The organism is Kribbella sp. NPDC056345, assembly GCF_042262745.1.
GTDB lineage: Bacteria > Actinomycetota > Actinomycetes > Propionibacteriales > Kribbellaceae > Kribbella.
The window spans coordinates 103,620-119,630 of the sequence record NZ_JBHJQQ010000003.1; the positions used below are offsets into that span (position 1 = coordinate 103,620).

At 65.2% G+C, this 16,011-nt stretch carries 13 protein-coding genes and 1 pseudogene; 9 read left to right on the forward strand and 5 right to left on the reverse strand.

Going from position 1 to position 16,011, the window contains the following annotated elements; translation table 11 throughout:
* Window positions 1-40: 40 nt before the first annotated feature.
* From ACFCV3_RS11540 to ACFCV3_RS11555, 4 genes are all read left to right on the forward strand, one after another.
* Window positions 41-1,240, forward strand: coding sequence for an ABC transporter substrate-binding protein (locus tag ACFCV3_RS11540; protein ID WP_376028968.1), 1,200 nt, complete (start codon window positions 41-43; stop codon window positions 1,238-1,240).
* 2 nt (window positions 1,241-1,242) lie between these two features.
* The gene (locus tag ACFCV3_RS11545) at window positions 1,243-2,088 is read left to right on the forward strand and encodes an ABC transporter ATP-binding protein (protein ID WP_376028970.1); all 846 of its coding nucleotides are present in this window, start codon (window positions 1,243-1,245) and stop codon (window positions 2,086-2,088) included.
* Window positions 2,089-2,099: 11 nt separating this feature from the next.
* Window positions 2,100-3,287 (forward strand): phenylacetate--CoA ligase family protein, encoded by a 1,188-nt coding sequence (locus ACFCV3_RS11550; RefSeq protein WP_376028972.1) that lies wholly within the window; start codon window positions 2,100-2,102, stop codon window positions 3,285-3,287.
* Between the two features lie 512 nt (window positions 3,288-3,799).
* Entirely contained in the window at window positions 3,800-4,012 is a 213-nt protein-coding gene (locus tag ACFCV3_RS11555; RefSeq protein ID WP_376028974.1) for a DUF1918 domain-containing protein, read from the forward strand.
* A 197-nt stretch (window positions 4,013-4,209) separates the two neighbouring features.
* Here ACFCV3_RS11555 and rnhA read toward each other — a convergent pair.
* Window positions 4,210-4,653, reverse strand: a pseudogene (rnhA, locus tag ACFCV3_RS11560) (ribonuclease HI); the annotation flags it as partial.
* Window positions 4,654-4,946: 293 nt separating this feature from the next.
* Between rnhA and ACFCV3_RS11565 the strand changes: the two are divergent.
* The 3 genes from ACFCV3_RS11565 to ACFCV3_RS11575 all read left to right on the forward strand — a co-directional run bounded on the left by ACFCV3_RS11565 (window position 4,947) and on the right by ACFCV3_RS11575 (window position 7,648).
* On the forward strand, window positions 4,947-5,144 hold the full coding sequence (locus tag ACFCV3_RS11565) for a hypothetical protein (protein WP_376028976.1): 198 nt from the start codon (window positions 4,947-4,949) through the stop codon (window positions 5,142-5,144).
* 628 nt (window positions 5,145-5,772) lie between these two features.
* Window positions 5,773-6,906: a hypothetical protein gene (locus tag ACFCV3_RS11570; protein WP_376028979.1), complete on the forward strand. Its 1,134-nt coding sequence runs from the start codon at window positions 5,773-5,775 to the stop codon at window positions 6,904-6,906.
* A gap of 4 nt (window positions 6,907-6,910) precedes the next feature.
* The gene (locus ACFCV3_RS11575) at window positions 6,911-7,648 is read left to right on the forward strand and encodes a hypothetical protein (protein ID WP_376028980.1); all 738 of its coding nucleotides are present in this window, start codon (window positions 6,911-6,913) and stop codon (window positions 7,646-7,648) included.
* An 866-nt stretch (window positions 7,649-8,514) separates the two neighbouring features.
* Here ACFCV3_RS11575 and ACFCV3_RS11580 read toward each other — a convergent pair.
* Genes ACFCV3_RS11580 through ACFCV3_RS11595 form a run of 4 tightly spaced genes read right to left on the reverse strand, consistent with a single transcriptional unit; the run spans window position 8,515 to window position 11,708 of the window.
* Window positions 8,515-9,417 carry an LLM class flavin-dependent oxidoreductase gene (locus ACFCV3_RS11580; protein WP_376028983.1) on the reverse strand — a complete coding sequence of 301 codons (903 nt, stop codon included), beginning with the start codon at window positions 9,415-9,417 and terminating at the stop codon, window positions 8,515-8,517.
* 43 nt (window positions 9,418-9,460) lie between these two features.
* The gene (locus tag ACFCV3_RS11585; protein ID WP_376028985.1) at window positions 9,461-9,982 is read right to left on the reverse strand and encodes a nuclear transport factor 2 family protein; all 522 of its coding nucleotides are present in this window, start codon (window positions 9,980-9,982) and stop codon (window positions 9,461-9,463) included.
* Window positions 9,983-10,018: 36 nt separating this feature from the next.
* Window positions 10,019-10,762 (reverse strand): hypothetical protein, encoded by a 744-nt coding sequence (locus ACFCV3_RS11590; protein WP_376028988.1) that lies wholly within the window; start codon window positions 10,760-10,762, stop codon window positions 10,019-10,021.
* Complete coding sequence (locus ACFCV3_RS11595; protein ID WP_376028990.1) at window positions 10,755-11,708, reverse strand: EamA family transporter; 954 nt, start codon at window positions 11,706-11,708, stop codon at window positions 10,755-10,757. Before ACFCV3_RS11595 ends, ACFCV3_RS11590 begins: the two co-directional genes overlap by 8 nt.
* Before the next feature lie 79 nt (window positions 11,709-11,787).
* Here ACFCV3_RS11595 and ACFCV3_RS11600 point away from each other — a divergent pair, with 79 nt between their 5' ends.
* Both ACFCV3_RS11600 and ACFCV3_RS11605 read left to right on the forward strand, forming a co-directional pair.
* Window positions 11,788-12,681, forward strand: coding sequence for a LysR family transcriptional regulator (locus ACFCV3_RS11600; protein ID WP_376028992.1), 894 nt, complete (start codon window positions 11,788-11,790; stop codon window positions 12,679-12,681).
* Window positions 12,682-13,157: 476 nt separating this feature from the next.
* Window positions 13,158-15,941 carry a BTAD domain-containing putative transcriptional regulator gene (locus ACFCV3_RS11605; RefSeq protein WP_376030360.1) on the forward strand — a complete coding sequence of 928 codons (2,784 nt, stop codon included), beginning with the start codon at window positions 13,158-13,160 and terminating at the stop codon, window positions 15,939-15,941.
* Window positions 15,942-16,011: the final 70 nt, after the last annotated feature.

Consider the following 16,011-nt stretch of genomic DNA (forward strand, 5'->3'; position numbering starts at 1 on the left):
CAACTGATTTGTTCGACCCATGCAATCGGAGGAACGGCACATGAAGCGACTCAGCGGGATCGCGGCACTCGCGACGACCGCCCTCCTCGGCCTGTCGGCCTGCGGAGGCGGCGCGGCGACTGGCGGCGGCGACACCGAAGGCCCGATCAAGATCGGGGTCATCGCCGACCGGTCGGGCGCGACCGCCGACGTCGGCACGCCGTACAACGAGGGCATGCTCGGCTATGCCGAATGGCGCAACGCCAAGGGCGGCATCGAAGGACGCAAGATCGAGGCGATGTCGAACGACTACGCCTACCAGGTGCCCAAGGCCGAAGAGCTCTACAAGAAGTACGTCGCCGACGGCGCGGTCGCGATCCAGGGCTGGGGAACCGGTGACTCCGAGGCACTGCGCAAGAAGGTCGCCTCCGACGAGTTGCCGTTCATGTCCGCGTCGTACGCCGAAGTGCTCACGGATGTGAAGGAGTCGCCGTTCAACTTCGTCGTCGCCCCGACGTACTCCGACCAGATGCGGGTCGCGCTGGACTGGATCGCCCAGGACAGCGGCAGCAAGCGTGCCCAGGTCGCCGTGTTCCATCACGACTCGCCCTTCGGCACCGCACCGGTCGCCGACGGGCAGAAGTGGCTGGCCGAGAAGGGCTACGACCTCGGCTACAAGTCGTTCGCGATGCCCAAGACGCCGAACTTCGTCGGCCTGCTGTCACAGGCGCGGTCGCTCGGCGCGAAGTACATCGTGATCCAGAACGTCTCGAGCCCGGCCGCCCAGGTGGCCAAGGACATCAAAGCGCAGAACCTCGACATGAAGATCGTCTGCCTCAACTGGTGCGCCGACGAGCTGTTCATCAAGACCGCGACGCCGGCTGTGGCCGAGGGCCACATCATGCTCCAGCCGTTCGCGCCGCCGAGCGCGGCGAAGCCAGGGCATGCCGAGATCGAGGAGTTCCTGAAGGGCAAAGGCTCCTCACTGATGGACAAGGGGCTGCACTATGTCCAGGGCTGGTGGACGATGGCGGCGATGGCGCAGGGCATCGAGAAGGTGCTGAAGGACGGCGACCAGCTCAACGGCCCGAACATCCGCAAGGCGCTCGAGGGCCTGCAGCTCGACACCGGCGGCGTCGTCGGTGGCGGGGCCGTGAAGTTCAGCTCTGACAGCCACCGCGGGTCGACCGGTACGGGGATCTACCAGGTCAAGAGTGGCCAGCTCACCGAGCTGACCGCCAACGCGGCACCGAAGGGGTAGCGATGGCAGTCGAGGCGAGCGAAGGGGTGGCCGGTTCGCGGGCCGCCCCACCAGGACCGCCGCTGCTGGCGCTCAACAACGTCGAAGTCATCTACGACGAAGTCATCCTGGTGCTGCGCGGCTTGTCCCTCGCGATACCGGAGGGGAAGATCGTCGCGCTCCTCGGCTCCAACGGCGCCGGGAAGTCGACGACCCTGAAGGCGATCTCCGGCCTGCTGCCTACCGAGCACGGCGAGATCACCGACGGCCGGATCGACTTCGACGGTGCGGACATCACCCGCCTCGACGCTGCCGCACGGGTCCGGCGTGGTCTCTCGTTGTGCATGGAGGGCCGCCACGTCTTCGAGCACCTGAGCGTGCACGAGAACCTGGTCGCCGGCGCCTACGCCAAGGGCCGGGTCTCGGCCGAGGACCTCGACCTGGTCTACGGCTACTTCCCGAAACTGGCCGACCTGCGCGGGCGGATCGCCGGCTACCTTTCCGGCGGGGAGCAGCAGATGCTCGCGATCGGCCGTGGGCTGATGGCCAGGCCGCGGCTGCTGATGCTCGACGAGCCGTCACTGGGTCTCGCGCCCCGGCTGGTGCAGGAGATCTTCGGTTACATCTCCCGGCTGAATGCCGACACCGGACTCACCGTCCTTGTCGTCGAGCAGAACGCCCGGCGCGCACTCGAGGTTGCCCACCATGGCTACATCATGGAGCAGGGCCGGATCGTGCTGGAGGGAACGGCAAACCAACTGCGGGACAACCCGGACGTCAAGGAGTTCTACCTCGGCCTCGGCGAGGAAGGCGGCCGTAAGAGCTACCGCGATGTCAAGCACTACAAACGCCGGAAGCGATGGCTATGACGGAGCCGACCATGCCTGACAACACAACTCACCCGCTCGACCACCGCGTCGCGGCCATGGTCCGGAACGCGGCCGCCCGGGTCCCGGTGTTCGCCGACCGGCTGCGAGCAGCCGGCCTCTCGCCCGACGACGTCCGCGGCGTCGCTGATCTGGACGCGCTACCGATCCTCACGAAGGACGATGTCCTGGCCTTGCAGCGGGAACGGCCCCCGTACGGCGGCCTGCTCGCCGCCGATGCGACCGTGCGACGGGCGTTCCAGTCCCCGGGACCGATCTATGAGCCACAACTGGATGGGGCCGATCCGTGGCGCTGGCGTGAGGCACTGGCAGCAACAAGGTTCGCGTCGGCAGACGTGCTGCTGAACTGCTTCGGATATCACCTCTCCCCTGCCGGCGCGATGTTCGAGGAAGCGGCGCTCGCGGTTGGCTGCACCGTCGTACCTGGCGGTGTCGGCAACCTCGACCTGCAAGCGCAGGCCGTCGCCGACCTGGGCGTCACGACGTACACGGGGCTGCCGAGCTACCTCAAGGCACTGATCGAGCGGTACGACGAGTCCGGGCTGGACCCCGCGCGCTGGCGGATCGCAAAGGCGATCGTCACCGCGGAGCCGTTACCCGACTCGTTGCGGGCTGTACTCACCGAGCGGGTGCCGGTCGTCCGAATGGCCTACGGCACCGCAGAAGCAGGTCTGCTGGGCTACGAGACGGAACCGGCCGGAGGGCTCGTCGTACCCGCCGACGTCCTCGTTCAGGTTTGCGACCTCGACAGCGGCAAGCCCCTCGCCGACGGCGAGGGCCAGGTCGTCGTGACCCTGCTCAGGCCGGACTATCCGCTGGTCCGGTTCGGCACCGGCGACCTATCGGCCTGGCTGCCCGGGGATATCCCGCGGCTGGCCGGGGTACTGGGCCGCGTCGGTGCAGCGGTGAAGGTGCGCGGTATGTTCCTGCATCCGCGCCAGATCGAAGCAGTGATGGGCGACCTGCGCGGGGTCGCCTCCTACCGGTTCGTCGTCGACCGCGTCGAACACCGCGACGAACTCCGCTGCCAGGTGGTGCCGGACTCCGGGGCGGCGGCCGATCAAGTGGCCGCCGAGGTCCGCGACCGGATCAGGTCGGGGCTGCGTTTCGCCGCGGACGTGGAACTGGTCGACGACCTCGCAGAGGGCCCCTTGCTCGCCGACCGCCGCCGCTGGGACTGACTTGCCCGGAGCCCGAGGGTCTTCAGGTGATGGTCGCCGATACGGGCTAGCGGACCGCGGCCACACGCCGGCTAGCGGACCAGCGGCAGCACCCCGCTGGAGCGCTCGACGTTCGTGACAGACGGCGCCATCAAACAACTCCAACGGTGCGCTACCAACTGCCTTCGACAGTTGAGCGAAGGCATCGGAGAACTCAGCGCCCACGCGCCTCCCGCGGCCAGAACGCTGGCGATCTGACAGGACAGCGGCGCGGCCCGGATCTTTCGTGACTCTGCCGTTGGGCGGTGTGCGCGGCTTGGTGGCCCCCTTGCCTCCGAGGTAGTAGTCATACATGCGCGCCGCATCTCGGCCTTCTCGCACGCCTGGTCCTTGATGTCGCAGCCAACTCGCCGCGCCGACTGACCTTCGAACCAGAGTCCGGAACTACCTTTGGCTCTGGACTGACCGCCGGAAGGCGAGCAGAGTCGAATCTGACGGCTTCGGCCCACGAGCCGTCCGTGGAAGGGGTCGGCATGAAGGCTACGCAGGGGAACTGGGTCGTGGTCGAGAGCACGCACCTGGACATGCCGAAGCGGCGCGGCCTGATCCTGGAGGTGCGCGGCGCGGCGGGCGAGCCGCCGTTCCTCGTCCGCTGGGACGACACGGGGACGGAATCCGTTTTCGTCCCCGGCCCCGGCGCCCACATCCTGACGGCTGACCAGATGCAGGCACAGCATGGCCACTGAACGGCCGCCAGAACACACACGGACTAGGGCTAAGCCCCGCGCACATCAGAGATCAGGGGCCGCCGCCGCGGCTCACTCGATCAGCCGGCGGCTGCTAGGACCTAGTCGAAAAGGCTGGGTTCCGGGTCGTGCTGAGTCGGAGCCGGCCAGGATCTCGTGCCGGACGGGGCACCTGGTTGGACCACCGCATGTCCGACCGCCTCTTCCAGCCCTTTGACCGCAAGCCGATCGGCGCGCTCATTCTCCGGATGGCCGGCGTGCCCCTTCACCCACAACCACTCAACCTCGTGCCGCGCGGCCGCCTGCTCCAGCCGCTGCCACAGATCGGCGTTCTTGACCGGCAACTTCGCCGACGTGCGCCACCCGTTCTGCTTCCACCTCGGCAGCCACTGGGTGATCCCGTTCCGCACATACGTGCTGTCGGTATGGACCGTCACCACTTCGCCGTCCCGGGTCAGCCCCTCCAGCGCCATGATCGGAGCCATCAACTCCATGCGGTTGTTGGTGGTCTCTCCCGGCTCTCCGCCGTACAACTCCTTCTCATGCTCCCCGTACCGCAGCACAACACCCCACCCACCAGGCCCCGGATTGGGACTGCACGCCCCGTCGGTGAAGATCTCGACCACCCGCTTGTCAGTCACCGCCGAACCCTATCGCCAGGGAACCGTTGTGGAACTGGCCGGATAGCCGACCTGAACCCGCCCATCGATCAACACCTACGAGCACGCCATCTGGCGCCAGTCCGATTGACCGCACCCGGCCAGCCTTCGGCAGGGTGCAGTCAGGTCAGAAACCGCCGGTGGTCGTTCCACCGCTGCCTGTGGCCGGAGTGGTGAAACTGATGTTCGGGTCAGGGCCCCATTGATCGGCCGTGGATGGATAGTTCGTCTCCTGCCGCTTCTACAACCGGCTCGCCACGGCCGATACTTTCGACTTGATTACGGGCATCATGCTCTGGTTCCCCGAGGACCTCGTCGCGGTCCAGTACCGGCAAACCAATGGCGGCAACCTGACACCTGTCGATCAAGGATCCCCCGGCCAGAAGACGGCGGCGCTCCTCACCGTGATCCTGGAGCACGGAGAGGTCCTCCCGTACATCGAAACGGAAGGTACCCTCCAGATCCCGCTATGAAGGCGCCAACGTCTGCAGGATCCTCGAAGGCGGCGAAGACGCGATCAAGACCCGCGACCGCCGGCTTGTCGGCCCGACCGACACGTAGTCGCCATGCACGGGTGCTGGAGGGCTTCTAGTAACCCAAGCATCCATCCACCTTGCTCGCTGTACGACACGTGCCCTCCGCTACCGCGCTTCAAGCCCGCATCGCGTCCACCATTCTCACTTCCGGCCAGGGCTTGACGATCACGGCGTTCGGGCCGGCGGATCGAGATCGAGGTCGAGGCGTGTGGTTAATGTGCGTGTCCGGCCCGGGACAACCAACTCTGTTGCCCGTCGCCTTGCACCTCGGTGGTTTTGGCATCCCGAGCTTCTTCCGCTGAGCTCGTAGGCCAGAGCTGCGTGGTTTTCAACGAGTTTGACTTGCCCCCAGTCGGTGTCGAACTCGAACACCGCCCGTGGCGTGACCGACATCGATCTGCTCATTGTCAGGGTGACCTTCTGGCCACTCCCGGGGGATCGTGTGCACGGTGTAACGGCAGCGCAGTACGCCACGATGTTGGAGAGAGCAAGATGGGGGTCGTGGAATAGCTGAGGGGGATTAGTGAATCAATCAACTGACCTGCAGTCGTCCAGCTCGAATAGGATGAGTGAGCGAGACCTGCAGGAGTACCGTGCCTATTTACAGCGTGCTGAGACGCGATTGTCGACTCTGCACCGGGTCGCCGGTGCGTTCATCAGCGGAGCTGGATTGCTTACATTGCTCCCGTTGCTGCTGAGTGGCACGTTTTCGGGCCTGCTCGCGCTGATCCTGTTCTATCCGAGCACGGGGATGCCAGCGCCGGCATCCTTCCAGCGGTGGCTCGTGTTGGTGCCGGTGCTGGCGTCGATAACGATGCCGTTGGCGGCCTTGTATCTACTCATCCGCGACCTGATCCTCTTCTACTTCACCGCACGCACTTTCAAGCGCGAGGGCAAGGGACTTGTCTATCCGCGATTCGTGCTCTCGGGAATCATGGTCTCCCAGTCTTCCCTCGAAGATTCGTTGGAGATGCTCGAATCGGCTCGAGACGACGAGTACGTGCGGGATCTACTCGTTCCGAGTCCGGCCAATCTCCGGCGTCGGATGATGAAGGACGCCCAATCGATCGGTGACCTCGCAAGCCTGACCATGAACGACAACGAAACCTATGTCGCAGACTCGCTGCAGCAATATGTTCTACGGCAAACCGCTTCCCATATACGGACGCTCCCTGAGGAGGCAGCGAAGATGGAGGCCTCGATTGCCCGTCATCTCCGCTTCCTCCGGGGACTCGTGCTCAGGTATGCGAAGGCGTTCTTGCTGACGATTGTCACCACTGTGGTGACAATCGCAGCAAGCGGCGTACTCACCTTGCTCCGGCCGGTCGACGGTCTCGTTCTCGAGGCTGTGAATCCGCAATACGTCTGGCTCTCGACCTTGATCATCTACAGCAGTTGGGGCCTTGTCGCGGTTGTCATCGTCCGGCGCCCGGTCGTCTGGCTCTACGCGGACACCAGCAACACAAAGACCAAGCGAACACCGCAATCGCTGTTGAACTTCGAGCGCGCAACCCTTGGCGTCGGCGCGCTGTCCAGTCTGGCGATTGTCATCGACGCCCTCATCTACCTGACTTCGACCAGCGCGATCACGCCCATCGCTGCAATCATGACCTTGGTGCTGCTCGCCATGCTGGCCGCCACCATCACATACACCGTCCAAGCATTCGCCTCGGAACGTGCCAACGGTCGAGGACGCTGAAGCCATGACCGGCAGCATCCCTCCGCCACCTGAACGCACTATCGCCGACCTGTCGAAGGACGTGGCGAAGCTCAAGCGCGAGCTCGACGACCTGGAACGAGCCCGTGCTGCCCTCGATGTTGAGTATCGCCGCGCCAAGCACGGTCTAGCAGCCAAGGTCGAGGAAGACGTCGCCTTTATCCGCGACGCTCGTCGTGAGGTCGAGCAGATTACCTCGATCCTGCACGGGACCGAGCTCTTCGGCCGGTACGCCGAGGACGCAGATCACCATCTGCGAATCGCGAATCGATGGAGGTACGGCGCAGTTGCCACGCTACTGCTCGCTCCGTGCGTAGCGGGTGCCCTCGCACTCGCGGACAAGTTGAAAGTAGCTACAGGCATTTCGGTGATGTCCTGCCTCATCGGCCTGTTCCTGTATGCGTCGATCGAGTCCCACAACCATCGCCGGCGCGAATTCGATCGGCGCCGAATTGCCCTTCGCGTATCCGCTATCGAGTCGTTCACCAAGCAGCGTCGCGAGGGCGGCGATCCGGCGGCCCGGAAGACGGCCGAGGACCTCCTCGACGAGTTCGTTCGAATGCACTTCATCTTCCCCGAACTCGACTCGAACGACATCACCCAACTCACTCCACGCACGGGCCCTTTCGGAGCCAAGGAACGATCGTCTCAATCACGGTCACAGTCGCCACCCGCAGTCCCGGCCATCCGACGACGACGGAACCGTCCAGCGGCCCCTGAATGAACTTTGCTTACCGCGAGCTCGGAGGCGGAGATCTCATCTCGCCGGGTACGCCGTTCTGCAGCACCGGCATCGGCTCGCCGAGGACAAGGTTCAACGAGGAAGGTTAGCGGGACGCAACATTCTGTCAGGAAGCCTCTGGTACGGCGTACTGCACAGGGAGGTGCCGGTTGCCGCAACGAGAGTCTGGCCGTGGATCGTGACGAGGACGGGATCGAGTTCAAGGGTCCTCTTCGCGGATATACGCCAGGAGAGAGACAACGTCCGCGAGATCTCGATCGGCGGCGCAGAGATGCTCCGGTTGCTTCCCACAGCAGATCCCAGCCATGGATGGGAGGAGCTCGGGAAGTGGGACTGGTCGTCATCCCTGCCACCGACATCAAGTATTTCTCGGCAACGTATCTCGATGCCGTGGCAATCGTCCCCGCGCGGTACAGCGCCCACGCGATGGAACCGTATCCCGGCGAGACTGCCTCATCTCAATGGGAATGCCGATCGAGGTGCTCCCGTTCCTGGTCAATTATCTCGTTGTCGGGACACTCGTCTATCTCGTTGTCGGGACACTCGTCGCCAGTCGCCTTGGCCGCCGGTGGATACCTCTCACGGCGGGGAGATGCATCCTTTGTTGCCAGACGACTGATGCAGGAGATACCCCCGGCCGAGCGGAGCCTCGCCCTGCAGAAACCTCAGGGGTGAGGCTGTCGCGCTCGGTGAGCGGATTTCGGATGTTCCCGCCTCGGAAAGATTTGGCCTCCGCGGTTACCACGTACATCGCACCGGCATTCGGTTCTACGGACATGGCCGCGACACCAGGCTTGATTGAACTCTGATGTCCACCAGGCTGTCCCTGCTCTCACGCGAACAACTGCTCAGCCTCTGTGCGCCCCGAGACTGGCGGTGACCATCGGGGCGACGTCTTCGCCGAAGCGGCGGACCTGCATGTCCTCCCCCTTCTCGGGCCAGAAGACGAACACAGTGAACGGCTGTTCGGTGGCAAGACGTACTAGCGTCTCGGCCCAGCCGCGTGCATCGGTGCGGATCGGCGCGGCGCCGACCAGGTCGGGACTGCGGTATGTAGTGCCGTGCGTGGTGGGGTTGATCGTGCCGACGAGCTGTACGACGCGGGTCACCGCCGCCGGCAGCCGCCCGGTCGCTTCTGCTGCGCGGTCGATGATCGCGTTGGCTGGAGCGTACTGCTCGTACGGAAGATAGGACGGAATCGGAGCCGCCCAGCCGTCGCCGAGTCGGCCGGTGACAGCTAGGGTGCGCGGGCCTTGGGCGCCGATCCAGATGGGTACGGCCGGGCCCTGACCAGCGAGCCCGGACACTGAAGCAAACTCGCCGCTACGAGTCACTTTCGCACCTGGCTGCCACAGTTCCCGCATCAGCTGGACCGCCTCGGCGAGTGCCCTCCGTCCCTCGGCCGAGGACCGCCGTGGCATTCCCATCGAGGTGATCGCGTCCCAGTAACCGCCCGCGCCAAGACCCAGGACGAACCGCCCTCCGGAGACGCGGGAGAGTGCCGACGCTGTACGGGCGAGCATGGCCGGCGGCCGCAATGGCAGGTTCGCTACATCGGTCAACACACTCAGGCTCCGCGTACGCGCCAGCAGCTGGCCGATGAAGACGAACGCGTCGATGTAGTTGTTCACGTACGGATGATCCTGCACACCAATCAGACTCAGGCCCGAATGTTCAGCTGCGGCCGCCAGCCGGTAGCCGTTCTCGACATCGAGCGTCGGATTGATCGAGACACCGAACTGGACAGTCATGACACACCTTCCGACAAGTCGAGCACTCGGCCGACCTCGAGAATCACGACAGCAGCGACATCATCGGCTGCCGCACCCATCCCTCGAGGTGTTCGAACACCTCGAAATAGGCTGTGGTCTGGTGCTGGATCTTCCAGCCGTCCGAGGTCCGGGCGTACTGCACGTCGTAGCGGCCGAACTGCCATGCCGCGACCCGATCCCGGTTCGCCTTCGTGACCGTGCACGGCGCTATCCAGTTCCACCGGCCGCTGGCCGAGTCACCATCGATCTCGATGATTGGCGAAACCGTGTAGTGGACAACCATCTCCAGCCGGGGCAGTGAGTCCTCGTCACGAAGCCGATGGCAGAAGTCGACGATCTCCTGCCTTCCCGAAAAGCCGGGGGCGAAGGGGTGATATTGGCCCGTGGCGTTCTCGGTGAAACAGTTGGCGAAGTCGTCGAAGCGATCCTCGTCGAAGGCGAATCCGTACTCGTACATCAAGTCCCGAATCGCTTCCAGGTCGCCGTGGTGTGCGAGTTTCGACTCCACAGCGACGAGTCGGGCTTCCAGGTCGTTGGCTGACACCGTTTGATTCCCTTCTACGGCTCGGTACGCCGTGTCTCAGTTCTGGATCGCGTCGTCGAGCAGACGGGGCACTTCGCCGTTGAAGTCGACCCACGGATTCGTGCCCAGCAACTCCGCGCCTTCGGCTTCGACGTTCGGGTGCTCGTAGCGCATCACAAACTTCTCTGGGCCGTGCGCGAAAGCTACGACCAGGCCGTACTCGGCATCGAGGAAGCCGCCGTGGGGCCGGAGGCCGGGGTAGCTCAGGCGCCAGGCCGGATCGCCGATCTCCACAGCGGGCAGCGACACCTTGGCGACTCCACCGTCGGCCAGATGGAAGAACCACGTCAGCGGTCCGGCGTACACCACCGTCATCACCTCGTCGATGCCGAGACCCTCATCGGTGCTGTTGATATGGAGTCTGCCGAAGCGGCGCAGGGTGGCGGTCCGTGCAGCGGAGTCCATCGCCCTCATGTCGTACACCTTGGGATAGGGAGCTACTCCATGTTCCGAGGTGCTCAACAAGCCGCCGCGGTGGGTCGCGGCCTCGCGGCCGGCCAGCTCGATCTGCTCCAGCAATTGGTCTCTGTCGAGGTTGAAGGTCGAGATGAGTTCCGGGTGCTGCGATTCCGGAACAGCCTGGTCCTGGGACGTCTTGAGGATCGGGTGTGCCGCGGTGGGGACGGGTACCTGGGAGATGCGTACACCCACTGGGCGCAGTACCCGGTTGACGGCGTCGATGCCGATCGCATCCGGCTTGCCATCGCTGTGGGAGAGCGTCAGTTCCTGCTTCTCAGTCATTGTTCCTGCCTCCTGATATGGGTGTGATCTGTTGGGGAGCGGACGGCGTGGTTCCTGCCCGCTGCTTCTTGAGAGTCGGAGAAATCTGCCCGGCGAGGATCGCGGCCAGGGCGAGCGCGAATCCCGTCAGCTCGACCGGTCCGAGCGACTGGCCGAGCAGCAGGGCGCCGAGGAGAGCGGCGACGATCGGCGAGAGCAGGCCGAGTACGGCGACGGAAGTGACAGGCAGCTTCGTGATGCCGCGGAACCACAGGACATAGGCGAGTAGCCCACCGACCAGGCCGAGCCAGAGATAGCCGAGCCCGGCGCGGCCGTCGATCGCGGGCGGCATCCCCTCGAACAGCAACGTCACCGGGAGCAGAAACAGGCCGCCTGCGGTCAGTTGCCAGCCGGCGAACGCTGTCGGGCGGACGTCTTCCGGGCGTCCCCAGCGCTTCGTGAGGGTCACCCCGAGCGCCATCGTGACCGCGCCGGCAAGACCGGCCAGGATCCCGACGACGTCGAATCCCGCATCGGGGCCAATCACTACCAGACCGACCCCGACCACGCCGACCACACCCCAGGCGAACCGCCAGACCGACGGGCGCTGCTTGAGGATCGTCACCGCCAGCACCGCGACGAGAATCGGCTGCGCCGCTCCGAGCGTGGCGGCGACCCCACCCGGAAGGCGTTCGGCGGCGACGAAGAGCAGCGGAAAGAACAGCCCGATGTTCAGCACACCGAGGACCGCGGCCTTCGCCAGCCAGGTCCCGTGCGGCAACGTTCGGGTGACCGCCAACGCGATCAGCCCGGCCGGCAGTGCCCGGAGCAGCGCCGCGAACAGCGGATGACCTGCTGGCAGGAGCTCGGTCGTGACCACATACGTCGTACCCCAGACGATCGGTGCGAGGGAGGTGACCGCGATGACGCCGATCAACCGGGGCTGTAGTGCGGCGATGTTCTTCACCTATCCAGCGTGCGGCCCGGTCGATCGATGAGTCCAACACATGTTTGTCACTTCATCCATCGTGATTGAAGATAGATCTATGGAGCTTCGACAGTTGCAGTACTTCGTCACCGTCGCGGAGACAAAGAGCTTCACCCGCGCCGCCGAACGATGCCTCGTCGTCCAGTCCGCCCTCAGCCACCAGGTCGCCCGGCTGGAGCGGGAACTGGGCGCCCGCCTCTTCGACCGCACCAGTCGGCGGGTCCGGCTGACGGCAGCAGGCGAAGCGTTCCTCCCCGACGCACAGCAGTGCCTCGACGCCGCCGAACGCGGGGCGGCCGAAGTGGCGGCCGCTGTCGGAGAAGTCCGAGGCAAGCTCACCGTCGGCGTGATCCCGACGGTGGCGGCGGTCGACGTACCCGCCGTCCTGCGCGCCTTTCACGAGCGCTATCCACAGGTCCGGATCGGTCTTCGGGTCGGTACCAGTGAGTCATTGGTGGTCAAGGTCAAGGACGGGGCGATCGATGTCGCCTTCCTCGGCCTGCCCACCACTGCGCGCCCGGACGGCGTCCGTTCCCGCGAGCTCGCTCACGACCGGCATGTCGCCGTCGTCGCTCCCGACCACCCGCTCGCAGGCGAGGCCGATGTCGACCTGCTTCGGCTGTCGACCGAGATGTTCGTGGACTTCCCTGCGGGCAGCGCCGGGCGTGACCAGTCCGACCAGGCCTTCGCGGCCGCCGGCCTACACCGCGAGGTCCCCTTCGAGGTGACCTCGCCGGAATTCCTCGCAAGGCTGGTCCACCTGCGCCTCGGCATCGCCATGCTGCCGTCGAACTACGCCCCGCACCTGTCCGGCGTGGTGACGATCCCGGTGCTGGACGCCCCCGTCCGCATCGAACACCTCATCTGGAGCAGGTTCGGGCTCACCCCCGCAGCGGCGGCCTTCCTCGCGGTACTCGACGTCAGCCCGTCGGAGCCCGAGCCTCGCAAGTGACCTGCAGCCGCCGGGTGTAGTCGCCCAGAACCAATGCAAACTCAGCCACCACGCCACTCGGGCAGGCCCGAGTGGCTCTTTGGCTGTCTTACTACGCAGTCGACGTCCCGCGCAGAGATGATCTGATCACCAACCACCATCCCGACCTAAGGTTGGCGATCAGACTTGCCAGACGGGGCTCGCCGTCGGAGCCGGCATTCTTTCGGGCCCGATCGAGCGTCTCCTTACGACTCTCGGCCATGAGTCTTCGGCGCCTGCGGCTGGTTGACCATTCTTGCGCGATCTCGTCCATCGTCCCTTCCAGACAGGCCCGAATTCGTCTGCGCAGCAACGGATCCCGATCAGGCGGCTCAGGCAGGTTCTTGACGATCCACTCCCGCAGCAACTGCCAGGTTGTGGCGACCCGAAACGGCTTGCCGAAATCCCCGTAATCCGCGCCTGGGTTGCCCTGGATTCCGGGTTAGCCTGTCGTCTTGATGGAGATACAACTGCTGGGTGGGGTCGAGGTCAGAGTCGACGGTGTGGGGCTGAACATTGGTTCGCCGAAGCAGCGCCTGGTGCTGGCGGCGTTGGCGGTGACGCCTGGCCAGATCGTGCCGCTCGAGACGCTGATCGACCGGGTCTGGGGCGAGCACCCTCCTGCTCACCCAGCGGCGACGCTCTACCCCTATCTGAGTCAGCTTCGGAGAGCGCTGAACGCTGCCGGGGCTCTAGTCGCACGACGTGGCGGTGGCTACGTCTGTGAAGTCCCGCCTCAGTGTGTGGATGTAGTGCGTTTTCGCGCCCGGGTTCAAGAGGCCAACGCGGCCGACGCCGCTACGTCAGGCCAGTTGCTTGACGAGGCGATCGCGTTGTGGCGGGGAGCGCCGCTGGCGGGTTTGAGTGGCGACTGGGTGAACCGGCTTCGCGACACGCTGCATCAGGAGCGGTTGTCAGCCTGGCTGCTGCTCGCTCGACAGCGCAACGAATGTGGCGACCTTGCCGAGCTCTCAGATCGTCTACTGAGGGTTGCTGGTGAGTTTCCGTTGTCCGAACCCTTGGCCAGCTACGTGATCCGCGCGCTGGTGGCGAATGGACGGCGATCTGAGGGTCTCAATCACTACGCGAAGTTTCGCAAGCACTTGGTTGACGAACTCGGTGAAGAACCCGGCGACGAGTTGAAGGACCTGCATCTGCGATTGCTGCGTCGGGACCCAGAACTTGGAACCAACCCACCTGCCAGAGGGTCGATGGGCGTCGTACCGCGCCAACTGCCGCCGGTGGCGCGTGGTTTTACCGGACGCGAACTCGAGCTTCGGATGCTCGACGACCTGGCTGAATCCGCGAAGAGCACGACTACGGTGATCATCTCGGCGATTGCGGGAACAGCCGGGATTGGAAAGACCACCACTGCGGCGTACTGGGCCCACCGCGTCGCCGATCAGTTCCCGGACGGCCAACTTTTCGTGAACCTCCGTGGTTTCGACCCGGGCGCGGAGCCATTACCGGCCGTCGACGCGCTTCGGGGTTTCCTGGAGGCGCTGGGGACTGCACCAGAAGCGATTCCACAGGAGCACGATGCTCAATCGGCGATGTTCCGGAGCCTCCTCGCCGACCGCAAGATGTTAGTGCTCCTGGACAACGCGCGCGATGTCGACCAGGTCCGTCCGCTGCTCCCGGGCGCGCCGGGTTGCCTGGCAATAGTGACGAGCCGCAACCGGCTGACCGGACTGGTTGCCGAGCACGGGGCCCGGCCGATCCAGCTCGATCTGCTGTCCGTCCCCGAGGCCGGCCAGCTATTGCGGGAGCGACTCGGAGCTGAGCGGGTGACCGCGGAGCCGACAGCGGCCGCCGAACTGGTGGAGCACTGTGCTCGACTGCCCCTTGCACTAGCGATTGTCGCCGGGCGGTTGGCGGTGGACTCCCGTTTGAGTCTTGCTGCCGTCGCCGCTGATCTCGCGGACAAGCGGAGGCGGCTGGACGGCCTGGAGACCTATGACCAGCGCACCACGCTCCGAGCAGTGTTTCTGTCGTCCTACGGTGCGCTGACCCCTCCGGCGCAGCGGATGTTCCGGTTGCTCGGCTTGCACTCCGGTCCTGATATCTCAATCGCAGCGGCGGCCAGCCTCGGCGGCATCACGCGCCCGGATGCGACTCGGCTCATCGGCGAGCTCTGCCATGCAAGCATGCTGGTCGAGTGCGCCTCAGGCCGATACACGTTCCACGACCTGCTGCGCGCCTACTCCACTGAGCTGTCGGACGGCGAGCCCGACAGCCAATCGGGTATCCCTCGGCTACTCGACCACTATCTGCACAGTGCCTACTCGGCGGAGCGCATCCTGGCGCCCACCCGCAGCCCGGCCGTACCGGCTGCCTGTCAGGTGGGCGTGTCACCTGAGGAGTTCACCGATGCCGGGCAGGCGCAGGAATGGTTCGCCAGCGAGCGTTTCGTACTGATCGCGGCTGTCGAGCAAGCGGCGTCAAGGGGATTCGACCTGCACGTGATGCAGTTGGCCGACGCGTTCGTCACGTTTCTCGACTCCGCAGGCCTATGGAGTGACTGGATCACAGTGGCGCAGGCAGGCTTGGCTGCTGCTCAGCGGATGGGAATCAGGCCGGCTGAAGGCCTTGCCCGCCGCCGCCTCGGCCACGCCTACTCCCGGCTGCACCGTTTCGCCGAGGCCGAAACCGTTCTCGAAGGCGCCTTGGACGTCTGCCGTGCCGACGGGGACCAGAGCGGAGAGGCCAAAACCAGCCTGATTCTCGCTCACATCCTGAGTGAGCAGAGAAAGTACGCCGAAGCGCTCGTACACAGCAGCCATGCACTCGACCTGCAGACGAAGACCGGAAATCGGACCAGTCAGGGGCGAGCGCTCAGCAGCATGGCCTGGGACAACGCCCACCTGGGAAACTTCGAGCAGGCCATCGACAACGCCGAGCGCGCCATCGCGTTGCTCGGCGAAGCCGACGACCGGAAAGGCCAGGCTGCCAACTGGGACACGCTGGGATACACCCACCGCCAGCTCGGCGATCACGAACGAGCTCAAGCCTGCTACCTCCGTTCCGTGAATCTGATCCGCCAAGTCGGTCACCGCTACTTCGAAGCCAGCAGCCTCACCGACCTCGGCGATACTCAGCTCGACGCCGGCGACCGAGACGGCGCACGGCAAACCTGGCAGCAAGCTCTCGAAGTTCTTGAGAGTGTCGGCGACGCAGCCGCTGACCAAGCCTGGACGAACCTCCTCGACCGCATGACCGCCACTGACCAACCCCGCAGCTGACGGCTGACCTGCAACCCTCGCCACTCGCCGGTCAGGAGGCCTGGCGGATCGCTGTTCGCGGTAAGGCGCG

What these genes read in the sequence shown, in the direction of transcription:
- ACFCV3_RS11540 (WP_376028968.1), top strand. Translation starts at nt 41, where the DNA reads ATGAAGCGACTCAGCGGGATCGCGGCACTCGCGACGACCGCCCTCCTC.
- ACFCV3_RS11545 (WP_376028970.1), top strand. Translation starts at nt 1,243, where the DNA reads ATGGCAGTCGAGGCGAGCGAAGGGGTGGCCGGTTCGCGGGCCGCCCCA.
- ACFCV3_RS11550 (WP_376028972.1), top strand. Translation starts at nt 2,100, where the DNA reads ATGCCTGACAACACAACTCACCCGCTCGACCACCGCGTCGCGGCCATG.
- ACFCV3_RS11555 (WP_376028974.1), top strand. Translation starts at nt 3,800, where the DNA reads ATGAAGGCTACGCAGGGGAACTGGGTCGTGGTCGAGAGCACGCACCTG.
- ACFCV3_RS11570 (WP_376028979.1), top strand. Translation starts at nt 5,773, where the DNA reads ATGAGTGAGCGAGACCTGCAGGAGTACCGTGCCTATTTACAGCGTGCT.
- ACFCV3_RS11575 (WP_376028980.1), top strand. Translation starts at nt 6,911, where the DNA reads ATGACCGGCAGCATCCCTCCGCCACCTGAACGCACTATCGCCGACCTG.
- ACFCV3_RS11580 (WP_376028983.1), bottom strand. Translation starts at nt 9,417, where the DNA reads ATGACTGTCCAGTTCGGTGTCTCGATCAATCCGACGCTCGATGTCGAG.
- ACFCV3_RS11590 (WP_376028988.1), bottom strand. Translation starts at nt 10,762, where the DNA reads ATGACTGAGAAGCAGGAACTGACGCTCTCCCACAGCGATGGCAAGCCG.
- ACFCV3_RS11600 (WP_376028992.1), top strand. Translation starts at nt 11,788, where the DNA reads ATGGAGCTTCGACAGTTGCAGTACTTCGTCACCGTCGCGGAGACAAAG.
- ACFCV3_RS11605 (WP_376030360.1), top strand. Translation starts at nt 13,158, where the DNA reads ATGGAGATACAACTGCTGGGTGGGGTCGAGGTCAGAGTCGACGGTGTG.